The sequence below is a fragment of the Pseudomonas sp. GW821-FHT02B10 genome (assembly GCF_059421865.1).
Genome location: NZ_JBWKVU010000001.1, coordinates 147,648 through 169,094 on the forward strand (window position 1 = coordinate 147,648; position 21,447 = coordinate 169,094).

Sequence of the window (21,447 nt, forward strand, 5' to 3'; positions counted from 1 at the left end):
TTCCTTCGCGCAGGCTTAAGACGGGCGCAGGCCGCGTTCCAGCCAGAGGCGGCTGGCCAGTGTCACCAGGCCGTCGAGCAGCAGCGCCAGCAAGGCGGTGCAGGCCGCGCCGAGCAGCAGTTGCGGCTGATTGTTCAGGGCGATGCCGGGGAAGATCAGGCTGCCAAGGCTGTTGGCGCCGATCAGGAAGGCCAGCGGCGCGGTACCGACGTTGATCGCCAGGGCCACGCGCACGCCACCGATGATGATCGGCACGGCGTTGGGCAGCTCGACTTTCCACAGCACCTGGCGCGGCGTCATGCCGATGCCGACGGCGGCTTCCTTGAGGGAACCCTGGACGTTTTTCAGGCCTTCGTAGGTGTTGCGCACGATGGGCAGCAAGGAGGCGAGGAACAAGGCGAAGATGGCCGGCCCGCTGCCGATGCCGAGGATCCCCAGAGCGATGGCCAGGACGGCCAGGGGAGGGACGGTGTTACCGATGTTGAACACCTGCATGAAGCGCTCGGCACGCCCGACCATTTGCGGTCGGCTGAGGAAGATGCCGGCGGGTATCCCCACCACGAGGGCGGCGAATATTGAAGCGAGTACCAGGTATAGATGGGCTTGCAGGTAAAACAACAGATCGTCGCGGTAGTGTTCGATCGTACTGATGCCGATCCAGTGGACCAGCAGGGCCAGGAGAGCGATGACCGCCGCGCCTCCTATCAGCCCTTTGCCATAGCGAATAGCCACAGGCGGACTCCTTTTTCATGTCGGCGAGCATTCTTTCGTGTGGCAAGGCCATACCTGGCTGCCAAAAGAACGGTCGCGAGAAGCAGCTCGTCGATGCGCTGGAAACAGCGCGGGATCGAGCCATACGCATAGCCTCGTCAGGCTAACTTGCTGATTTTTCTACCCCTGACGAAAGCCCGTAACAGGGGAGTGGACGCCTCCACCTTTTAAAAGGTTCCATATTTGGCAGCGTTTGGCCACCCTCAATCCCATAACTCCGATATCTCTGATGCCTGGCTGCCCGTAGCCGCTGCCGAGCGCAGCGAGGCTGCGATCGGCGGCGCAGCCGTCGCAGAACCTGCCTCCTCGGCATACCTGACAGAGCAACATCGCAATGCCGCCCAGCCTGATCGCAGCCTCGCGCTGCTCGGCAGCGGCCACAGGGGCAAGGGTTGCAGGGGCGAGGGCCGAACGGTGGTCCGTGGAGCTTGCTTTGCGCTATACTCGCCGCCCTTTTTTTGAATCACCTGCCAGGCGATTTCCCATGACCAAACAGGCCGCCGAAGTCGCGAAACGCCGCACTTTCGCCATTATTTCCCACCCGGATGCGGGTAAAACCACCATCACCGAGAAGCTCTTGCTGATGGGCAAGGCGATTGCCGTTGCCGGTACGGTGAAGTCCCGCAAGTCCGACCGCCACGCCACCTCCGACTGGATGGAGATGGAGAAGCAGCGCGGTATTTCCATTACCACGTCGGTCATGCAGTTCCCTTATCGCGAACACATGATCAACCTGCTCGACACCCCGGGCCACGAAGACTTCTCGGAAGACACCTACCGCACCCTGACCGCGGTGGACTCGGCGCTGATGGTGCTCGACGGCGGTAAGGGCGTAGAGCCACGGACCATCGCCCTGATGGACGTCTGCCGTCTGCGCGACACGCCGATCGTCAGCTTCATCAACAAGCTCGACCGTGACATCCGCGACCCGATCGAACTGCTCGACGAAATCGAAGCGGTCCTGAAGATCAAGGCGGCGCCCATCACCTGGCCGATCGGTTGCTACCGCGACTTCAAGGGTGTGTACCACCTGGCGGGCGACTACATCATCGTCTACACCCCTGGCCACGGTCACGAGCGCACCGAAACCAAGATCATCGAGAAGCTCGATTCCGATGAAGCCCGCGCCCACCTGGGCGACGAGTACGAGCGCTTCATCGAGCAGCTGGAGCTGGTGCAGGGCGCCTGCCATGAGTTCGACCAGCAGGCGTTCATGGACGGCCAGCTGACCCCGGTGTTTTTCGGTACCGCCCTGGGCAACTTTGGTGTGGACCACGTGCTCGACGCCGTCGTCGACTGGGCGCCGCTGCCGCTGGCGCGCGTGGCCAACGAGCGTACCGTGGAGCCGCAGGAAGAGAAGTTCACAGGCTTCGTGTTCAAGATCCAGGCGAACATGGACCCCAAGCACCGCGACCGTATCGCCTTCATGCGCATCTGCTCGGGCAAGTACGAGAAAGGCATGAAGATGCGCCACGTGCGCACCGGCAAGGACGTGCGCATCGGCGATGCGCTGACCTTCTTCTCCTCCGAGCGTGAACAGCTCGAAGAAGCCTACGCCGGCGACATCATCGGCTTGCACAACCACGGCACCATCCAGATCGGCGACACCTTCACCGAAGGCGAAGCCCTGGGCTTCACCGGTATCCCGCACTTCGCCCCGGAACTGTTCCGCCGCGTGCGCCTGAAGGACCCGCTGAAATCCAAGCAACTGCGCCAGGGCCTGCAACAGCTGGCCGAAGAAGGCGCGACCCAGGTGTTCTTCCCCGAGCGCAGCAACGACATCATCCTCGGCGCCGTCGGTGTGCTGCAGTTCGATGTGGTCGCCAGCCGCCTGAAAGAGGAATACAAGGTCGAGTGCTCCTACGAGCCGATCACCGTGTGGTCCGCGCGCTGGATCGATTGCAGCGACAAGAAGAAACTCGAGGAATTCTCCAACAAGGCCGTGGAAAACCTGGCACTGGACGGTGGCGGTCACCTGACCTACCTGGCCCCGACCCGAGTCAACCTGGCGCTGATGGAAGAGCGCTGGCCCGACGTGAAATTCCGCGCGACCCGCGAGCATCACTAAGGTCTGAGCCAAGCCTCACAAAAAAGCCCCGCTGTGCAAACAGCGGGGCTTTTTTATATCCGTGGATAGGTGATGCACGCACACCTGTGGGGCATAACCCGAGGTTTTAGGGGCTAGTCGAAAGCGGTCTATCCAATGGCGGAATCGCTAGCTTCCTATCTGGAAAAGCGCCAGCTTCGGGGCTAGGTTTCAGGGGCAAGGTTTCATACGAAAGCGCGCCTTGCAGGTCAGGGTCTGTGGCCATCATTGATTCACCTACATAAAGGGACGGAATCAACATGAATGTCTTCCAACGGGGTGTGCTGTTGCTCAAGGTGCTGGTGCTGTTGTCGCTGGGCATATCCGCGGCCTGGGCCGGCGACCAGGCCGCACGGGTGCCGGGTTTCTGGGGGCCGGGGCATTTGCAGAACGGGGTGCAGATGATCGCCAAGTCGGAATCCGAGCCGGGCGACCAGGGGCAGGGTGGTAGCGAGGGCGATGACGATTCGACCACCGACGAGCCGGATCCCGACAGCGACGACGAGGCTAGCCAGGGCTGAGCCAGGCTGGCGGAAAAAGAAACCCCTCCTGCCGGACTGATGCGCAATCCGGCAGAAGGGGTTTGGTCAACACAGATGAGGCGCCGCGGGTCACCGCGGCGCCTTTTTTTGCCGGCTCAGCCGAGGAACTGTTCGGCGTAGTGGCAGGCCACCTGGCGGGTGTCGAGCAGGCGCAGGGCCGGCTCTTCGCTGCTGCAACGCTCGGTGGCGTATGGGCAGCGCTTGTGGAACGCACAGCCGGATGGCGGGTTCAGCGGGTTGGGCAATTCGCCGACGATCTTGATCTTCGGTTTGTCCGGGTCCGGGTGAATGGTCGGCGTGGCCGACAACAACGCCTGGGTGTAAGGGTGCAGCGGACGGGTGTAGATGTCCTCTTTCGGGCCCATTTCCACCGGCCGGCCGAGGTACATCACCATCACGTGGTCGGCGACGTGACGCACCACCGCCAGGTTGTGGGAGATGAACACATAGGCGGTGTTGAACTCCTGCTGCAGGTCCATGAACAGGTTCAGCACCTGGGCCTGGATCGACACGTCGAGGGCCGAGGTCGGTTCGTCCGCCACCAGCACTTTCGGTTGCAGCATCATCGCCCGCGCCAGGGCGATACGCTGGCGCTGGCCGCCGGAGAACATGTGCGGGTAGCGCTGATAATGCTCGGGGCGCAGGCCCACCTGCTTCATCATCGCCTGGACCTTTTCCCGTCGCTCGCTGGCCGACAGCCGGGTGTTGATCAGCAGCGGCTCGGCCAGTTGATCGCCGATCTTCTGCCGTGGGTTGAGCGAGGCGTAGGGGCTCTGGAACACCATCTGCACGTCTTTGCGCAGTTGCTTGCGCTGGGCCTTGTCGGCGCCGGCGACTTCCTGGCCGGCGATTTTCAAGGAGCCGGAAGACGGTTCTTCGATCAGGGTCAGGGCCCGGGCCAGGGTGGATTTGCCGCAGCCGGACTCGCCGACCACGGCAAGGGTCTTGCCGGCTTCCAGCTCGAACGACACGCCGTTGAGGGCGCGCACGGTGGCGTGGCCCTTGAACAGGCCGCGGGACACTTCGTAGTGACGGGTCAGGTTGCGGGCGGTAAGAACGACGGCCATTACGCCACCTCCTGATTCAGCGGGTAGAAGCAGCGGGCGAGGCTGGCGGCTTTCGGATCGAGGCCTGGACGCTGCTGGCGGCAGTTTTCCTGCACGTACGGGCAGCGCGGCGAGAGCAGGCAACCTTGCGGACGGTCGTAGCGACCGGGAACGATGCCCGGCAACGTCGACAGGCGCGCGGCGCCCATGCTGTGCTCGGGAATCGCTGCCAGCAGCGCTTCGGTGTAGGGATGGGCGGGGATGTCGAACAACTCCGGCACCTGGCCCACTTCCACCGCTTGCCCGGCGTACATCACGCACACGCGCTGGGCGGTCTCGGCGACCACCGCCAGGTCGTGGGTGATCAGCACCAGGCCCATGTTCTGCTCGCGTTGCAGGTTGAGCAGCAGCTCCATGATCTGCGCCTGGATGGTCACGTCCAGGGCGGTGGTCGGTTCGTCGGCGATCAGCAGCTTCGGCTCGCCGGCAATCGCCATGGCAATCGCCACGCGCTGGCTCATGCCGCCGGACAGTTGGTGCGGGTAGGCGTCCATGCGGCTGGCGGCGCCCGGGATCTCGACTTTTTCCAGCAGTTCGATGGCGCGCTTGCGGGCCGCCTTGCCGGACATCTTCAGGTGCAGGCGCAGCACTTCCTCGATCTGGAAGCCCACGGTGTAGCTCGGGTTCAGCGCGGTCATCGGGTCCTGGAACACCATGGCCAGGTCCTTGCCGACGATCTGCCGGCGTTGCCGGGCGCTGAGCTTGAGCATGTCCTTGCCGTCGAAGCTGAGGGCGTCGGCGGTGACGATGCCGGGATGCTCGATCAGCCCCATCAGCGCCATCATGGTCACGGACTTGCCGGAGCCGGATTCGCCGACGATGGCCAGGACTTCGCCCTTGTCCACGTTCAGGTCCAGGCCATCCACCACGGGAACGGCCTGGGCGTCGCCGAAGCGCACGTTGAGATTCTTGATTTCTAGCAGTGACATGGGAATCTCCTCAGGCGGCGTTCTTGAGTTTCGGGTCCAGCGCGTCGCGCAGGCCGTCGCCCATCAGGTTGATTGCCAGCACGCTGAGCAAAATGGTCAGGCCGGGCAGGCTCACCACCCACCAGGCGCGTTCGATGTAGTCGCGGGCCGAGGCCAGCATGGTGCCCCACTCAGGGGTGGGCGGCTGGACGCCAAGGCCGAGGAAGCCCAGGGCCGCGGCATCGAGAATCGCCGAGGAGAAGCTCAGGGTCGCCTGGACGATCAGCGGCGCCATGCAGTTGGGCAGCACGGTGATGAACATCAGGCGCGGCAGGCCGGCACCGGCCAGGCGCGCGGCGGTCACGTAGTCGCGGTTGAGCTCGCCCATCACCGCGGCGCGGGTCAGGCGCACGTAGGAGGGCAGGGACACCACGGCGATGGCGATCACGGTGTTGATCAGGCCTGGGCCGAGGATGGCGACGATCGCCACGGCCAGCAGCAGGGACGGCAGGGCCAGCATGATGTCCATCAGACGCATGATGGTCGGGCCGAGCAGGCGTGGGAAGAAGCCGGCGAACAGGCCCAGGAGGATGCCCGGGATCAGCGACATGACCACCGACGACAGGCCGATCAGCAGCGACAGGCGCGAACCGGTGATCAGGCGCGACAGCAGGTCGCGGCCCAGTTCGTCGGTGCCGAGGATGAACTGCCATTGGCCGCCTTCGAGCCAGACCGGCGGGGTCAGCAGGAAGTCGCGGTATTGCTCGCTCGGGTTATGCGGGGCGACCCAGGGTGCGAAGATCGCGCAGAAAATCACCAGCAGCATGAACAGCAGGCCGGCCACCGCGCCCTTGTTGCGCGAGAAGGCCTGCCAGAATTCCTTGTACGGCGACGGGTACAGCAGGCTTTGATCCACGGCCACGGCGGATACGGCTACTGAGGAGGTTGGAGTGCTCATGAGTATTGTCCTCAGCGCTGGTGGCGAATGCGTGGGTTGGCAAAGCCGTAGAGGATGTCCACCACGAAGTTGACCAGGATCACCAGGCAGGCGATCAACAGGATGCCGTTCTGCACCACGGGGTAGTCCCGGGCGCCGATGGCTTCGATCAGCCATTTGCCGATGCCGGGCCAGGAGAAGATGGTTTCGGTCAGGACCGCGCCGGCCAGCAGGGTGCCGACTTGCAGGCCGACCACGGTCAGCACCGGGATCAGCGCGTTGCGCAGGCCGTGCACGAACACCACGCGCGCCGGCGACAGACCCTTGGCCTTGGCGGTGCGGATGTAGTCTTCGCGCAGCACTTCGAGCATCGAGGAACGGGTCATCCGCGCGATCACCGCCAGCGGAATGGTGCCGAGCACGATGGCCGGCAGGATCAGGTGGTGCAGGGCGTCGAAGAAGGCGCCGGTGTCATCGGCCAGCAGGGTGTCGATGAGCATGAAGCCGGTTTTCGGCTCGATGTCGTAGAGCAGGTCGAGCCGCCCGGAAACCGGGGTCCAGCCCAGGCTTACGGAGAAGAACATGATCAGGATCAGGCCCCACCAGAAGATCGGCATCGAATAGCCGGCGAGGGAGATGCCCATCACCCCGTGGTCGAACAGGGATCCTCGTTTCAGCGCGGCGATCACCCCGGCCAGCAGGCCGATCACGGCAGCGAACAGCATCGCGGCCGAGGCCAGTTCCAGGGTTGCCGGGAACAGGGAGCTGAACTCGCTCCACACACTCTCGCGAGTCCGCAGAGATTCACCCAGGTCGCCCTGGGCGAGTTTGCCGATGTAGTCCAGGTACTGGGCATACAGCGGTTTGTTCAGACCAAGGCGTTCCATTGCCTGGGCATGCATCTCAGGGTCGACCCGGCGCTCGCCCATCATGACTTCCACGGGATCGCCGGGAATCATGCGAATCAATGCGAACGTCAGCAAGGTGATGCCGAAGAATGTGGGAATCAACAACCCCACACGGCGGGCAATAAAACTAAACATCTTCTGGTGTACCTCATCAGCCGGTTAGGCGTGTCCGGCATCCCTGGGGTCAGGGATGCCGGGCGTTTCTTATCTACTTCACCTGGGTGGTAGCGAAGTTGTTGGTGGTCAGGGGGCTCTGGTGGTAGCCCTCGACGTTCTTGCGCATTGCCGTGAACATTTTCGGATAGGCCATGGGGATCCAGGGTTGTTCCTTGTCGAAAATGTCCTGGGCCTGTTCATAGAGTGCGGTCCGTTTGGCCGGCTCGGATTCGGCGCGGGCCTGATCGATCAGGCTCTGGAACGCTTTATTGCACCAGCGAGCGTAGTTTTCGCCGTTTTTGGCGGCCTCGCAACTGAGGTTGGGGGTCAGGAAGTTGTCCGGGTCCCCGTTATCCCCCGCCCAGCCGGCGGAAACCATGTCGTGCTCGCCGTTCTTGGCGCGCTTGAGCATCTCGCCCCATTCCATGACGCGGATATCGATCTTGAGGCCGATCTTCGCCAGGTCGGACTGCATCATCTGTGCGCCGAGCAGCGGGTTGGGGTTGGTCGGGCCACCGCCGTTGCGGGTGAACAGGGTGAAGACCGTGCCTTCCGGCACGCCGGCTTCCTTGATCAGGGCGCGGGCCTTGTCCAGGTCGCGGGCCGGGTTGCCCAGGCTGGTGTTGAAGCCCAGCAGGGTCGGCGGGTAGGGGCCGGTACCGACCACCGCGTTGCCCTTGCCGTACAGGCTATTGACGTAGGCTTCCTTGTCGAAGGCGATGTTGATGGCCTGACGGACACGCGGGTCGCTCATGTACTTCTTGGTGGTGTTCAGGGCCACGTAGCCCACGGTCATGGCGGCCAGGTCGTCGACCTTCAGGTTGGTGTCGGCCTTGATGCTCGGGATGTCGTCCGGCTTCGGATACAGGGCGACCTGGCACTCATTGGCCTTGAGCTTCTGCAGGCGCACGTTGTTATCAGTGGTGATCGCCAGGATCAGTGCGTCGGCCGGTGGCTTGCCACGGAAGTAGTCCGGGTTGGCCTTGAACCGCACCTGGGCATCCTTGGCGTAGCGCTGGAAGATGAACGGGCCGGTGCCGATCGGCTTGCTGTTGAGGTCGCCGGGCTTGCCGGCCTTGAGCAGCTGGTCGGCGTATTCGGCCGGGAAGATCGAGGCGAAGGCCATGGCCACGTCGGCCAGGAACGGTGCTTCGCGCCGGGTCAGGGTGAAGACCACGGTGTGATCGTCGGTTTTCTCGACGCTTTTGAGCAGTTCCTTGAAGCCCATGCTCTCGAAATAGGGGAAGCCCACGCTGGACTTGTCATGCCACGGGTGTTTCGGGTCCAGCTGACGCTGGAAGCTCCAGAGCACGTCGTCGGCGTTCATCTCGCGAGTCGGCTTGAAGTAATCGGTGCTGTGGAACTTGACGCCTTTGCGCAGGTGGAAGGTGTAGGTCAGGCCGTCCGGGCTGATCTCCCAGGACTCGGCCAGGGCCGGCTCGATGTCCGTGGTGCCGGGCTTGAAGTCCACCAGGCGGTTGAAGATGGTTTCCGCCACCGCGTCGGCAGTGACTGCAGTCGTGTACTGGACCATATCGAAGCCTTCCGGGCTGGCTTCGGTACAGACCACCAAGGGCTTGGCCGAGACGCCTGCGACGACGCTCAGCAGTGCGGCGGCGATGGCCGCTTTCAGGGGAAGCATTTTCATCTAGAACCCTCTGCAATCGGTTGAACCAGAGTAGCTGGAATGGCGAATTCGTCATGAATTCGCCAACCAGCCGATGTGTTTTTAGAGAATCTTGAACGGGATGGTGGTAACCAGGCGGAACTCGTTGATGTTGCCGTCGGCCTGGTTTTCGCTGGCCCGGTGCGTGGTGTAGGTCGCACGAATGGCGGTGGCCTTGAGCGGACCACTCTGAACTGCATAAGACGCGCCAATACCGTATTCGTAGTGGGTTTCGCCATCCATCAGGCTCAGGTCGCCGCGTTGGGCGCCTGGGTCGGTGTAAGCGGTGCCGCGGTAGTGGGTACCGTCGATGCCCCAGCCGCGTGCCGAGTAGATGTTGAACTTCAGGCCTGGCACGCCGTATTCGGCCATGTTCAGACCGTAGGCGATCTGGAAGGACTTCTCGTTCGGGCCGTTGAAGTCCGAGAGCAGGGAGTTGGCCAGGTAGATACCGTTGGTTTCATGCAGGTAGTCGAAGTACTCGTTACCGTTCACTTGCTGGTAGGAGAAGGTCAGGCTGTGGGCCTGGTGAGCCAGGCCGAGCGACAGCGAGTAGGTGTCGTTGTCGATCTCGCCCATCAACTTCTTACCTTCGTCGACGGTCTTGTAGTAGTTCAGGCCGGTGGTCAGGCTCAGTACCTGGCTGTCACCCAGCTCGTGGGTGGCGCCGAAGTAGTACTGGTTCCAGAAGTCTTTGACGTTGGCGCCATACAGGCTGGTTTTCAGGCTCTTGAACGGCTGGTAGTTCACACCTGCGGTGTAGACCTTGTCGGTTTCCACGCCGGTGGCGGAGTACTCGGTGCGGAATTTCGACAGGCTCTGTTCGGTACGCGGCGAAACGCGATCGAAACCGGCCAGATCGAACGACAGGTTGTTGAACTCTTCGCTGTGCAGGCTCACACCTTCGAAACTTGAAGGCAGGGCACGGTTGCCGATGACGTCGACGATCGGCGTGCTGAAGTTCTGGCGACCGGCGGTCAGGGTGGTGTTGGAGACGCGGAACTTGACGTTGGCCAGGCCCAGTTTGCTCCACTGGCCGACAGCGTCGCCGTCGGAGTGGGTCAGGGTACGGTTGTTCTTGCCGGCGATGTCCTTGCGGTCACGATCCAGCGCGATGGCGTTGTAGGCGGCCACCTCGGTGCTGACCCCGACAGTACCTTCGGTGAAGCCCGAGCTGTAGTTGAGGATGGTGCCCTGGACCCAGTTGATCCGGCGTGGGGTCGAAGTCGGCTGGCCGTTGTGGTTGTAGGAGAAGCGGTCGTCACGACGCTTCAGCTCGTTGGCGTACCAGTTGCGGGTCGTGCCCGACAGGCTCTGGCCTTCGACGAAGCCCTTGGCCTCCGCCTGGGCGCTGGTGCCGTTCAGTTCGGTCGGGACGAATTCCTGGCTCACGCTTTCCGCATGGGCCATGGCCGTGATGCTGCTGATGGCCAGGGCCAGTAACGCGGTGTTGCTCGGTTTCATGGGTGAAGCTCCTTTGCTTTCTTTATTTTTATGCCGGTCTTTTTGGGTTGACCGGCTTTTGCTTTACAACTCATTCAAGGCATCGCAAACGTTTGCATGAGGCTTGATCGCCGAATTCAGGCAACAGATTTGCGTGGGGGCGAATATCGCCCCCAGCGGCCTGGCTAATCATTTATTGGTCGATGCTGACGCCCGAGAACACGTTGCGGCCGAAGGGGCTGACCTTGAATCCTTCGACTTTGGCGCTCAACGGCTGGTTGACCGTCGAGTGGGCGACCGGGGTGATCGGTACCTGCTGCTTGAGCAACTGCTGGGCCTGTTGGTAGAGCACCGTGCGCTGTTCGCGATCGGTGACGATCTTGGCCTGCTTGATCAGCTTGTCGTACTGCGGGTCGCACCACATGGAGTAGTTGTTGCCGCCAATGGCGTCGCAGCTGTACAGGGTGCCGAGCCAGTTGTCCGGGTCACCGTTGTCGCCGGTCCAGCCGATCAGGCTGATGTCGTGCTCGCCATTCTTGGTGCGCTTGATGTACTCGCCCCACTCGTAGCTGACGATCTTCACTTTCAGGCCGATCTTGCCCCAGTCGGACTGGAGCATTTCGGCCATCAGCTTGGCGTTGGGGTTGTAGGGACGTTGCACCGGCATGGCCCAGAGGGTGATTTCCGTGCCTTCCTTGACCCCGGCGGCCTTGAGCAGCTCACGGGCCTTTTGCGGGTTGTAGGCGGCGTCCTTGATGCTGGTGTCGTAGGACCACTGGGTTGGCGGCATGGCGTTGACCGCCAGCTGGCCGGCGCCCTGGTACACGGCGTTGAGGATGCCCTGCTTGTTCACCGCCATGTCCAGCGCCTGGCGCACTTCGAGCTGGTCGAAGGGCTTGTGGCGAACGTTGTAGGCGATGTAGCCGAGGTTGAAGCCGGGCTTTTCGATCAGTTGCAGTTTCGGGTCTTTTTTCAGCGCTTCGACATCGGCTGGCCGCGGGTGCAGGGTGACCTGGCATTCGCCGGCCTTGAGTTTCTGCACGCGCACCGAGGCATCGGTATTGATGGCGAAAATCAGCTGGTCGAGCTTGACCCGGCTCGGGTCCCAGTACTGCTTGTTGGCGGTGTAGCGGATGTTCGAGTCTTTCTGGTAACTCTTGAACACGAACGGCCCGGTGCCGATCGGCTTCTGGTTGATGTCGCTGGGTTTGCCGGCCTTGAGCAACTGGTCGGCATATTCGGCCGAGAGAATCGCGGCGAAGCTCATGGCGATGTTCTGGATGAACGCGGCGTCCACCGAGTTCAGGGTCATCACCACGGTCAACGGCCCGGTCTTCTCGACCTTGGCGATGTTCTTGTTCAGGCTCATCCCGTTGAAGTAGGGAAACTCGGTGGGGTAGGCCTTGCGGAAGGGCTGCTCGGGATCGAGCATGCGGTTGAAGGTGAAGAGCACGTCGTCGGCGTTGAAATCACGCGTCGGCTTGAAGTACGGCGTGGTATGGAACTTCACCCCCTCGCGCAGATGGAAGGTGTACTGCAGGCCGTCCGCGGAAATATCCCAGCGGGTGGCCAGGCCCGGCACCACATTGGTCGCGCCTTTTTCGAACTCCGCCAGGCGGTTGTACAGCGGCTCTGCCGCGTCGTTGTCGGTGGCGGTGGTGTATTGCGCGGTGTCGAAACCGGCCGGGCTGCCTTCGGAGCAGAACACCAGGCTGTTGCCGGCCGCCAGGCTGGCGGAGGTTGCGGTCAACAGACCGGTGCCCAGCAGGGCGGATAAAACCAGGGAATGACGCATGACGATCCCTCTTCCTTTTTATTGTTTTGATCGATGAGCAGTCGCCCCATCCGGAGGCGGTCATGCCATTGATCCCAAGTCTCGCTTGCAGCAAATGCCGGGCAATGGATGCACCACTCCATGCTTTGACGGTAGGGGTCGCCGCATGGGTAGTAAATGCCAAAGAGCCTGAAAGACATGTAAGGAACTTCCGAAATGCCCGTACTCACCACGATGGGGCGCAGCAAGAGGAAGAGCGTTCGAGTTCCGGCAGTCCTGGCAGGTAAGGCAACGGCGACGTCAGCTGACGTCGCCGTTGCAGACCCTTATTTGCTGATGCTGACGCCGTAGAACGAGTTCAGGCCAAAGGGGCTGATCTTGAAGTCCTGCACGTTGGCGCGCATGGGTTGGAACACCGTCGAGTGGGCGATAGGTGTCATCGGGACCTGGTCTTTGAGGAGGTGTTGCGCCTGCTTGTACAGCTCGGTGCGTTTGGCCACGTCCGGGGTGGCCTTGGCTTGCTTGATCAGTGCGTCGTACGGCTTGTCGCACCATTTGGAGAAGTTGTTGCCGTTCATGGCGTCGCAGCCGAACAGGGTGCCGAGCCAGTTGTCCGGGTCACCATTGTCGCCGCTCCAGCCGATGATCATCGCCTGGTTCTCGCCACCCTTGGAGCGCTTGATGTACTCGCCCCATTCGTAGCTGACGATGTTGACCTTCAGGCCGATCTTCGCCCAGTCGGACTGCAGCATTTCAGCCATCAGCTTGGCGTTCGGGTTGTACGGACGCTGCACCGGCATGGCCCACAGGGTGATCTGGGTGCCTTCCTTGATGCCGGCTTCCTTGAGCAGCGCCTTGGCTTTCTCGGGGTCGTACTTGGCATCCTTGATGGTGTCGTCATAGGACCACTGGGTCGGTGGCATGGCGTTGACCGCCAGCTGGCCCGCACCCTGGTAGACCGAGTCGATGATCTGCTGCTTGTTCACCGCCATGTCCAGCGCCTGGCGGACCTTGAGGTCGGCCAGCGGGTTGGCGTCGGTGCGGCCCTTGAGCACAGGCATCACGTTGTAGGCGATGTAGCCGAGGTTGAAGCCGGCCTGCTGCGGCAGCTTGAGGGTCTTGTCCTCGCCCAGGGCCTTGAGGTCGGCCGGGCGCGGGAACAGGGTGACCTGGCATTCGTTCTTTTTCAGCTTCTGGATGCGTACCGACGGGTCGGTGGTGATGGCGAAGATCAGGTTGTCGATCTTCACGTCCTCAGGCTTCCAGTACTCCTTGTTGCCGGTGTAACGGATGTTGGAGTCTTTCTGGTAGCTCTTGAACACGAACGGGCCAGTGCCGATTGGCTTCTGGTTGATGTCGCCCGGCTTGCCTTCCTTGAGCAGCTGGTCGGCGTACTCGGCGGACTGGATGGAGGCGAAGCTCATCGCCAGGTTCTGGATGAACGCGGCGTCTACGGTTTTCAGGGTGAACTTGACGGTCTTGTCGTCGACTTTCTCGACCTTGGTGATGTTGGTGTCCATCCCCATGTCGGTGAAGTAAGGGAATTCGGTGGGGTACGCCTTGCGGAACGGCATGTCCTTGTCGAGCATGCGGTTGAACGTGAAGAGCACGTCGTCGGCGTTGAAATCACGAGTCGGCTTGAAATACGGCGTGGTGTGGAACTTCACCCCATCGCGCAGATGGAAGGTGTAAGTCAGGCCATCGTCGGCAATGTCCCAACTGGTCGCCAGGCCAGGAACGACGGCGGTGCCGCCACGCTCGAACTGGCTGAGGCGGTTGAAGATGGTTTCTGCTGAGGCGTCGAAGTCGGTTCCGGTGGTGTACTGGCCTGGATCGAAACCGGCCGGGCTCCCTTCGGAGCAGAACACCAGGTTAGTCGCCGCCTGGGCGAAGGGTGCGCTGGCGAGCAAGCCGGCGCTGACTAAAAGCGGAATGACTGCTTGTTTGAACATGGTTGCCTCATGATTTGTTGTCATTTTTGGTGTAGAGGGCGACCTTATGAGTCGACCCGCCGATACTTATGCAGGCCCCATACCCAATGCAAGATGCGGGGCCGTCACAAGTATCAAGGAGTGGAACGAACGTACAGGAATGACGCATTTGTATAAATATTGGCGCATTTGACCGTGTGCGCTGGTTTTTTCTGGTGCATGGGTTGCCTTCTTTCGGGGCATCCGGAGCGAGTCGTGCCTCCGCTTGGTGCGTCGCTGGGGCGGGTGTCGACCGGCTTCTGGTTGAGCCGCCTGTCCTTGCCTGCCTGGCGCAAGTGTTTGGCGCATTGGGTTGACCGGATGAAGTAGGACGGCTTGGTGAGGGAGGCCGTGGAGAACGGATGCCCGGGATCTTGCAGGCGATGGCGGATGCACAGCACATCGTCGGCGGCGTTGACATTGTGGCTCGCAGTGAAGTTGTCACTGTGGAGGTTGCGGGTGGCGTGCGACAGTGGGATGCCGAGGATCAGCCTCGCTGTCTGCCAAACCTGGAGCGGAAAGGTCTTACGCATGCAAACCTCATTTTTTCTTTTTCTAGGGCATATCTGAGGATTGGCCTTGTGGGCCGGGGCAACTCGCCTTCTATGGGGAGTGGATGCAGCCCCATGGACCCTGTGCGGCGATGGCGATCGCTTTGTTGTGGGGGTGATTGACGATTCGCCGATGCCGAAATTAAGTCATGCTGAAATCGTGGTCAACGAAAATTAAGCGTGACTAACATTTCTCTTGCGCGCGGGGTGTCTGTGAGGTTGCGCAGGCGGCCACGGGGCGGGTTCAGGCCGCTGAATGGTCGTCGAACAGGCCCATGGTCGTGACGGTCAATACTTCTGCCGGGCCGTTGCCGGCGTTAGCCAGGTAGTGCGGTTTGGTCGAGTCGAAGTGCACCGAGTCGCCGGCGCCGAGGGGATACTGCTGCCCCTCGATGGTGTAGACAATTTGCCCCGAAAGAACGTAGGAGAACTCGGCGCCATCATGGGAAATCAGTTCCGACTGGTAGCCCACCGGTATGTTCATCTTCACCGCGTTGATCAGGTTGCCGGGAAAGGAACTGGACAGCCGCTCGTAGGCCAGGGGCTGGCCTTCGATGGTGTAGCGCACCCGCTTGCCGTCGTGGGAGTCGGGTTGTGCCTGGGTCGGCTGGTCGAATAGGGCGTTTAGCGGAACGTTCAGAGACTTGGCAATGTTGACCAGGGAGGAGATCGAGACGCCGGTGAGATTGCGTTCCGCCTGGGAGAGGAAACTGGCGGTCAGACCGGATTCGCTGGCGATCTGGCGCAGGGTTTTCTTGGCGGCGCGGCGATAGCGACGCAGGCGTTCGCCGATGCGGTCTGCGGTCATTGGAGAGACTCTTATAGGAAAGGCGCAGTATACCCGGTGGACGTCAATGGCGTCTGATAGGCGCCATACCGGGGCTGTAACTTTAGCATCACCGATGTGGCCGAGTTCACCCCCTCCACCCCAAAAAAAGGCGAGTCCCTCGGGCTGGGTTGAAACAGTGGGTAGCAAAAAAAACGCGGTAACCTCATTGGTGCTGGAGGTCACCGCCGTTTTTTTGGGGACGGGCAGGGAAACGTTACGGCATCAGGACTTCGATCGAGCCGTCGGCGGTCATGCTGACCTGGCTGGTGCCGGCCTCGACTTCCGGAGTGACCGGCGCCGCATCCATGCCCGCGGCTTTCATCATCACCGGCCCGCGCAGATACGGTTGTGGATAACCGTTGCTGTTGAGGTTCAGGTTGACGATCTTGTAGCCCTTGCCGCCCAGCGCTTCGGTGGTCAGCTGCGCACGAGCCTTGAAGGCATCGACCGCTTCCTTGAGCAGCTTGTCTTCGCTGGCCTTGCGGGTCGGGTCGGCGATGGCGAAATCCATCCCGCCCATCTTCAGATCGGTCAGCAGTTCGCCGGTGAGCTTGGACAGCGCGGCGAAGTCCGAGCTTTCCAGGCGCAGTTCGGCGCGCTCGCGCCAGCCGGTGATCTTCTGGCCCTTGGTGTCGTAGATCGGGTAGCTGTTGCGGCTGCCCTGGCGCAAGGTGATGTCCTTGACCTGGCGTGCCTGGCCCAGGGCCTTGTTCATGGTGGTGGTGATTTCCGCGGCGAGCTTGGCCGGGTCGGCGTTCTGCAATTCGCTGTAGAGGGTGACGATCATCAGGTCGCGGGCCACTTCCTGACTGACTTCGGCGCGCAGGGAGATCTGGTTGTAATGAAGCTCATCGGCGGCCAGGGCCGGCAGGCTGGCAAGGGTGCCGGCGCTGAGGGCGAGAAGGGCGGCGCTGCGACTGAATGTATGCATGAAAACTCCTTGAGTGCGGTCCGCAGGTATTGGGTCCCAGCCTGCGTGAAACCATCAGACTCTAGCTTTTATTGTCTGGTTCGACCCGTTAACAACTTCTATACATCTATTACCCAACACCAACTGCGGGGGGGCTTTGGTAGCCGCTGGCGAAGCCTGCGCCCGACTGCGCAGCAGTCGTAATCTGTTCTCGAGCCGGACTCTGAGATGGGGATGGCGAGCGCTTTGCGCTCTATCGCGGGCAAGCCTCGCTCCTGCAGGCCGGTGGTGTTTTTGCAGGCAAGGCTTGCCCGCGATTGGCCATTGCCCAAGACTGTGGCGGTTTGCCGCAGTTTTGCCTGTCTGGGCCGCTGCTTGGTTATACTCGTCGCGATCCGCCTGGAGCGCTCATCAGGAGAGCTCATGCTCGCCCCCGTACAACTGCTTTCCGCCACTCGCCAGAACCTCTGGCGTCTGACTTTCATCCGCATCCTGGTTCTGGCCGCTCAGGCCGGCTCGGTGGGGCTCGCCTACTGGTTCGACCTGCTACCGCTGCCCTGGCTGCAACTGGCCGTCACCCTGGGCCTGTCGCTGATCCTCTGCGCCTTCACCGCCATTCGCCTGCGCACCTCGTGGCCGGTCACCGAGCTGGAATATGCCGTGCAACTGGCTTGTGATTTGTTTATCCACAGCGCCCTGTTGTATTTCTCCGGCGGCTCGACCAATCCCTTCGTCTCCTATTACCTGGTGCCGCTGACCATCGCCGCCGTGACCTTGCCATGGCGCTATTCGGTGGTTCTTTCCGGTATCGCGCTGACCATGTACACCTTGCTGCTGGCGCAGTTCTACCCGCTGCAGACTTTTCCCATCGCCCGGGAGAACCTGCAGATCTACGGGATGTGGCTGAGCTTCGCCCTGGCCGCGGCGGTGATCACCTTCTTCGCCGCGAGAATGGCCGAGGAACTGCGGCGGCAGGAGGAGCTGCGTGCGATCCGCCGCGAAGAGGGCCTGCGCGACCAGCAGTTGCTGGCTGTCGCGACCCAGGCCGCTGGCGCCGCCCACGAGTTGGGAACGCCCCTGGCGACCATGAGCGTGCTGCTCAAGGAAATGCGCCAGGACCACCTCGACCCAATGCTGCAAGATGACCTGGGCGTGCTCCAGGACCAGGTCAAACTGTGCAAGGAAACCCTGCAACAGTTGGTGCGCGCCGCCGAGGCCAACCGCCGGCTGGCGGTGGAGATGCAGGATGTCACCGTCTGGCTCGACGAAGCGCTGAACCGCTGGCACCTGATGCGCCCCGAAGCCAGCTACCGCTTCCAATTGCTGGGCAAGGGCACGATGCCGCGGCTGGCGCCGCCGCCGGACCTGACCCAGGCGTTGCTCAACCTGCTGAACAATGCAGCCGATGCTTGTCCGGAAGGGCTGGAAGTCCAGTTGGATTGGGACGCCGAGAACCTGACCATCAGTATTCGTGACCACGGCGCCGGTGTGCCGCTGGCCATCGCCGAGCAGATCGGCAAACCGTTTTTTACCACCAAGGGCAAAGGTTTCGGCCTGGGCCTGTTTTTGAGCAAAGCCAGCGTGACACGCGCCGGCGGCTCAGTGAAACTCTACAGTCATGAGGAAGGCGGCACGCTCACCGAGCTGCGCCTGCCCCACGGCGCCCGAGGAGACCAACATGAGTGACGAAATCCAAGTCGAAGGCGAAGAACTGCCGCATCTGTTGCTGGTGGATGACGACGCCACCTTCACCCGGGTGATGGCGCGGGCCATGAGCCGTCGCGGCTTTCGCGTCAGCACCGCGGGTTCCGCCGAGGAAGGCCTGGCCCTCGCCCAGCAGGACCTGCCGGACTTCGCCGCGCTGGACCTGAAGATGGACGGCGACTCCGGCCTGGTGCTGCTGCCCAAGCTGCTTGAGCTCGATCCGGAAATGCGCGTGGTGATCCTCACCGGTTATTCGAGCATCGCCACCGCGGTCGAAGCGATCAAGCGCGGCGCCTGCAACTACCTGTGCAAACCGGCGGACGCCGACGACGTACTGGCCGCGCTGCTCTCCGAGCACGCCGACCTCGACACCCTGGTGCCGGAAAACCCGATGTCGGTGGACCGCCTGCAATGGGAGCACATCCAGCGGGTGCTGACCGAACACGAAGGCAACATCTCCGCCACTGCCCGCGCCCTGGGCATGCACCGTCGAACGCTGCAACGCAAGTTGCAGAAGCGCCCGGTTCGTCGCTGAACCGCGACTGAACGAATGTCCTCAGGACAAGTGAAAAAACGAGCCGATCCTCTATGATCGGCTCGATGCTTGTCCCTATCCCAATCGAGCCTTGATGATGAATCAGAACGCTGAGTATTCCGCGGTCAACGATGCTGTGCGCGGGCAGTTTTTCCGTCGTGTCTGGGAAATGACTACGCCTTACTGGCGCAGTGAGGAGAAGGGCAAGGCCTGGTTGCTGCTGTTCGCGGTGGTGGCCCTGACCCTGTTCAGCGTGGCGATCTCGGTGTGGATCAACAGCTGGTACAAGGATTTCTACAACGCCCTGCAAAAGAAGGACGAGGCGGCGTTCTGGCAGCTGATCCTGTATTTCTGCGGAATTGCCGCGGTGGCCATCCTGGCCGCGGTCTACCGGCTCTACCTGACCCAGATGCTGACCATTCGCTGGCGCGCCTGGCTCACGGAAAAACACTTCGCCCGCTGGCTGGGCCACAAGAACTACTACCAGCTGGAGCAGGGCGGCTACACCGATAACCCGGACCAGCGGATTTCCGAAGACCTCAACAGCTTCACCAGCAATACCCTGGGGCTCGCCCTGGGCCTGCTGCGTACCGTGGTCAGCCTGGTGTCGTTCTCGATCATCCTGTGGGGCGTGTCGGGCAGTATCGAAGTCTTCGGCTACACCATTCCCGGCTACATGTTCTGGTGCGCCCTGGTGTACGCCGCCGTCGGCAGCTGGCTGACCCACTTGATCGGTCGACGCCTGATCGGCTTGAACAACAACCAGCAACGTTTCGAGGCAGACCTGCGTTTTTCCATGGTGCGGGTGCGGGAGAACGCCGAGAGCATTGCCCTGTATGACGGCGAACCGAATGAGAACAAACGCCTCAGCGCTCGCTTCGGCATGGTCTGGCACAACTTCTGGGACATCATGAAAGTGTCCAAGCGCCTGACCTTCTTCACCTCGGGCTACGGCCAGATCGCGATCATTTTCCCCTTCATCGTCGCGGCCCCGCGTTACCTGACGGGCAAGATCGAACTGGGCGAGCTGATGCAGATCAACTCGGCATTCGGCAACGTCCAGGAGAACTTCAGCTGGTTCATCACCGCCTATTCCGAGCTCGCGGCATGGCGCGCCACCTGCGACCGGCTGCTGAGCTTCCGCCAGGCCATGAGCGAAAACGAAGAGCGCGCGCCAGCCATCGACGTGCAGAGCCAGGGTGAAACCCTGCAGGTGCATAACCTTGGCCTGGACCTGGCGGACGGCCGGCACCTGCTGGTCGGTGCCGAGATGACCGTGACTCCCGGTGAGCGCCTGATGCTCAGCGGCCGTTCCGGCAGTGGCAAAAGTACCCTGCTGCGGGCGATGGGGCGGCTCTGGCCGGCCGGTCACGGCAGCATTCGCATGCCAGCCGAGCGTTATCTGTTCCTGCCGCAAAAGCCTTACCTGCCGATCGGCAGCCTGCGCGAAGCCTTGAGTTATCCACAGTCGGGCGACACCTACCCGCAGGAGCATTACGTGCAGGTGCTGGAAACCTGCCGACTGCCGCACCTGGTGTCTCGCCTGGACGAGAGCAACCACTGGCAGCGCATGTTGTCCCCGGGCGAGCAGCAGCGCCTGGCCTTTGCCCGTGCGTTGCTCTATGCGCCGCAATGGCTGTACATGGATGAGGCCACCTCGGCCATGGACGAAGAAGACGAGGCGACCCTGTACCAGGCGCTGATCGACCAGTTGCCGGGGCTGAGCATTGTCAGCGTCGGGCATCGCAGCAGTCTCAAGCGTTTCCACCCGCGGCACATCCGCATCGAGCGCGGGCATCTGGTCGACCAGGCGGTGACGGTGTAGTCAACAGTGATCGTACAACCCGGCTGAGCTATGATGCGTCATCAGTTTTCGGAGAAAGAACTTCACCATGGACAACCAGAACACGGCGCCCCGCCTTCCACGCAAGCGCCGTAGCCTCGCCCAGGAACTGGTGACCGTGCTGTCGGAGCAGATTCGCGACGGTCAGCTCAAACGCGGTGACAAGTTGCCCACCGAGTCGGCGATCATGGAGGCCCATGGCGTCAGCCGGACCGTGGTGCGCGAAGCCATTTCCCGCTTGCAGGCCGCCGGCCAGGTGGAAACCCGCCACGGTATCGGCACCTTTGTGCTCGACACGCCGAGCCCGAGCGGCTTCAGGATCGATCCGGCGACCGTGGTGACCTTGCGCGATGTGCTGGCGATCCTGGAACTGCGCATCAGCCTGGAAGTGGAGTCGGCCGGGCTGGCCGCGCAGCGGCGCAGCACCGAGCAACTGGCGGCGATGCGGGCGGCGCTGGATGCCCTCAATGAAAGCGCGGCCCACGACAGCGATGCGGTGGCCTCGGATTTCCAGTTCCACCTGCAGATTGCCCTGGCCACGGGTAACCGCTATTTCACCGACATCATGACCCACCTGGGGACCAGCATCATTCCGCGCACCCGCCTGAATTCGGCACGTCTGGCTCACGACGATCAGCAGCACTACATGAGCCGCCTGAGCCGCGAGCATGAAGAAATCTATGAAGCCATTGCCCGCCAGGATTCGGACGCGGCCCGGGCGGCCATGCGTCTGCACCTGACCAACAGCCGCGAACGGCTGCGCCATGCCCATGAAGAGGCAGAGGCGCAGCGCGGATAAGCGCAACAG

The 21,447-nt window shown here is 62.2% G+C and carries 18 protein-coding genes; 6 read left to right on the forward strand and 12 right to left on the reverse strand.

What is annotated here, in order from left to right; genetic code table 11:
• Positions 1–15 precede the first annotated feature (15 nt).
• Positions 16–732, reverse strand: a complete 717-nt coding sequence (locus AC07VU_RS00630) for an ABC transporter permease (RefSeq protein WP_274305534.1) — start codon at positions 730–732, stop codon at positions 16–18.
• A 523-nt stretch (positions 733–1,255) separates the two neighbouring features.
• Between AC07VU_RS00630 and AC07VU_RS00635 the strand changes: the two genes are divergently transcribed.
• Together AC07VU_RS00635 and AC07VU_RS00640 are read left to right on the forward strand one after the other, a co-directional pair.
• Positions 1,256–2,839, forward strand: coding sequence for a peptide chain release factor 3 (locus tag AC07VU_RS00635; protein ID WP_007923830.1), 1,584 nt, complete (start codon positions 1,256–1,258; stop codon positions 2,837–2,839).
• 278 nt (positions 2,840–3,117) lie between these two features.
• A complete protein-coding gene (locus AC07VU_RS00640) occupies positions 3,118–3,378 on the forward strand; it encodes a hypothetical protein (protein WP_053259629.1) in 261 nt (86 codons plus the stop codon).
• A 116-nt stretch (positions 3,379–3,494) separates the two neighbouring features.
• Here AC07VU_RS00640 and AC07VU_RS00645 read toward each other — a convergent pair whose 3' ends face one another.
• The 11 genes from AC07VU_RS00645 to AC07VU_RS00695 all read right to left on the reverse strand — a co-directional run bounded on the left by AC07VU_RS00645 (position 3,495) and on the right by AC07VU_RS00695 (position 16,578).
• The gene (locus AC07VU_RS00645) at positions 3,495–4,466 is read right to left on the reverse strand and encodes a peptide ABC transporter ATP-binding protein (protein ID WP_007927025.1); all 972 of its coding nucleotides are present in this window, start codon (positions 4,464–4,466) and stop codon (positions 3,495–3,497) included.
• Entirely contained in the window at positions 4,466–5,434 is a 969-nt protein-coding gene (locus tag AC07VU_RS00650; RefSeq protein WP_009042158.1) for an ABC transporter ATP-binding protein, read from the reverse strand. Before AC07VU_RS00650 ends, AC07VU_RS00645 begins: the two co-directional genes overlap by 1 nt.
• 10 nt (positions 5,435–5,444) lie before the next feature.
• Positions 5,445–6,371 carry an ABC transporter permease subunit gene (locus AC07VU_RS00655; protein WP_007927027.1) on the reverse strand — a complete coding sequence of 309 codons (927 nt, stop codon included), beginning with the start codon at positions 6,369–6,371 and terminating at the stop codon, positions 5,445–5,447.
• An 11-nt stretch (positions 6,372–6,382) separates the two neighbouring features.
• On the reverse strand, positions 6,383–7,393 hold the full coding sequence (locus tag AC07VU_RS00660) for an ABC transporter permease subunit (RefSeq protein ID WP_053259631.1): 1,011 nt from the start codon (positions 7,391–7,393) through the stop codon (positions 6,383–6,385).
• A 73-nt stretch (positions 7,394–7,466) separates the two neighbouring features.
• Positions 7,467–9,062 carry an ABC transporter substrate-binding protein gene (locus AC07VU_RS00665; protein ID WP_277587866.1) on the reverse strand — a complete coding sequence of 532 codons (1,596 nt, stop codon included), beginning with the start codon at positions 9,060–9,062 and terminating at the stop codon, positions 7,467–7,469.
• Positions 9,063–9,143: 81 nt separating this feature from the next.
• Positions 9,144–10,544, reverse strand: a complete 1,401-nt coding sequence (locus AC07VU_RS00670; protein ID WP_009042160.1) for an OprD family porin — start codon at positions 10,542–10,544, stop codon at positions 9,144–9,146.
• Positions 10,545–10,716: 172 nt separating this feature from the next.
• The gene (locus tag AC07VU_RS00675; RefSeq protein WP_277587867.1) at positions 10,717–12,318 is read right to left on the reverse strand and encodes an ABC transporter substrate-binding protein; all 1,602 of its coding nucleotides are present in this window, start codon (positions 12,316–12,318) and stop codon (positions 10,717–10,719) included.
• A 305-nt stretch (positions 12,319–12,623) separates the two neighbouring features.
• Positions 12,624–14,249, reverse strand: a complete 1,626-nt coding sequence (locus tag AC07VU_RS00680) for an ABC transporter substrate-binding protein (RefSeq protein WP_092417994.1) — start codon at positions 14,247–14,249, stop codon at positions 12,624–12,626.
• 113 nt (positions 14,250–14,362) lie between these two features.
• On the reverse strand, positions 14,363–14,800 hold the full coding sequence (locus AC07VU_RS00685; RefSeq protein WP_495029412.1) for a hypothetical protein: 438 nt from the start codon (positions 14,798–14,800) through the stop codon (positions 14,363–14,365).
• Between the two features lie 262 nt (positions 14,801–15,062).
• The gene (locus AC07VU_RS00690; protein WP_007927037.1) at positions 15,063–15,626 is read right to left on the reverse strand and encodes a cupin domain-containing protein; all 564 of its coding nucleotides are present in this window, start codon (positions 15,624–15,626) and stop codon (positions 15,063–15,065) included.
• Positions 15,627–15,861: 235 nt separating this feature from the next.
• The gene (locus AC07VU_RS00695) at positions 15,862–16,578 is read right to left on the reverse strand and encodes an SIMPL domain-containing protein (RefSeq protein ID WP_277587868.1); all 717 of its coding nucleotides are present in this window, start codon (positions 16,576–16,578) and stop codon (positions 15,862–15,864) included.
• 402 nt (positions 16,579–16,980) lie between these two features.
• On the opposite strand from AC07VU_RS00695, the gene AC07VU_RS00700 reads away from it, so the two are divergent.
• The 4 genes from AC07VU_RS00700 to AC07VU_RS00715 all read left to right on the forward strand — a co-directional run bounded on the left by AC07VU_RS00700 (position 16,981) and on the right by AC07VU_RS00715 (position 21,438).
• Complete coding sequence (locus AC07VU_RS00700) at positions 16,981–18,243, forward strand: ATP-binding protein (protein ID WP_007927040.1); 1,263 nt, start codon at positions 16,981–16,983, stop codon at positions 18,241–18,243.
• The gene (locus AC07VU_RS00705) at positions 18,236–18,796 is read left to right on the forward strand and encodes a response regulator transcription factor (RefSeq protein ID WP_009046975.1); all 561 of its coding nucleotides are present in this window, start codon (positions 18,236–18,238) and stop codon (positions 18,794–18,796) included. The genes AC07VU_RS00700 and AC07VU_RS00705 overlap by 8 nt, the downstream gene beginning before the upstream one ends.
• Positions 18,797–18,893: 97 nt before the next feature.
• Positions 18,894–20,621: an ABC transporter ATP-binding protein/permease gene (locus AC07VU_RS00710; protein ID WP_274305541.1), complete on the forward strand. Its 1,728-nt coding sequence runs from the start codon at positions 18,894–18,896 to the stop codon at positions 20,619–20,621.
• Between the two features lie 67 nt (positions 20,622–20,688).
• Positions 20,689–21,438, forward strand: coding sequence for a FadR/GntR family transcriptional regulator (locus tag AC07VU_RS00715; protein WP_009042168.1), 750 nt, complete (start codon positions 20,689–20,691; stop codon positions 21,436–21,438).
• The last annotated feature ends 9 nt before the right edge of the window (positions 21,439–21,447 follow it).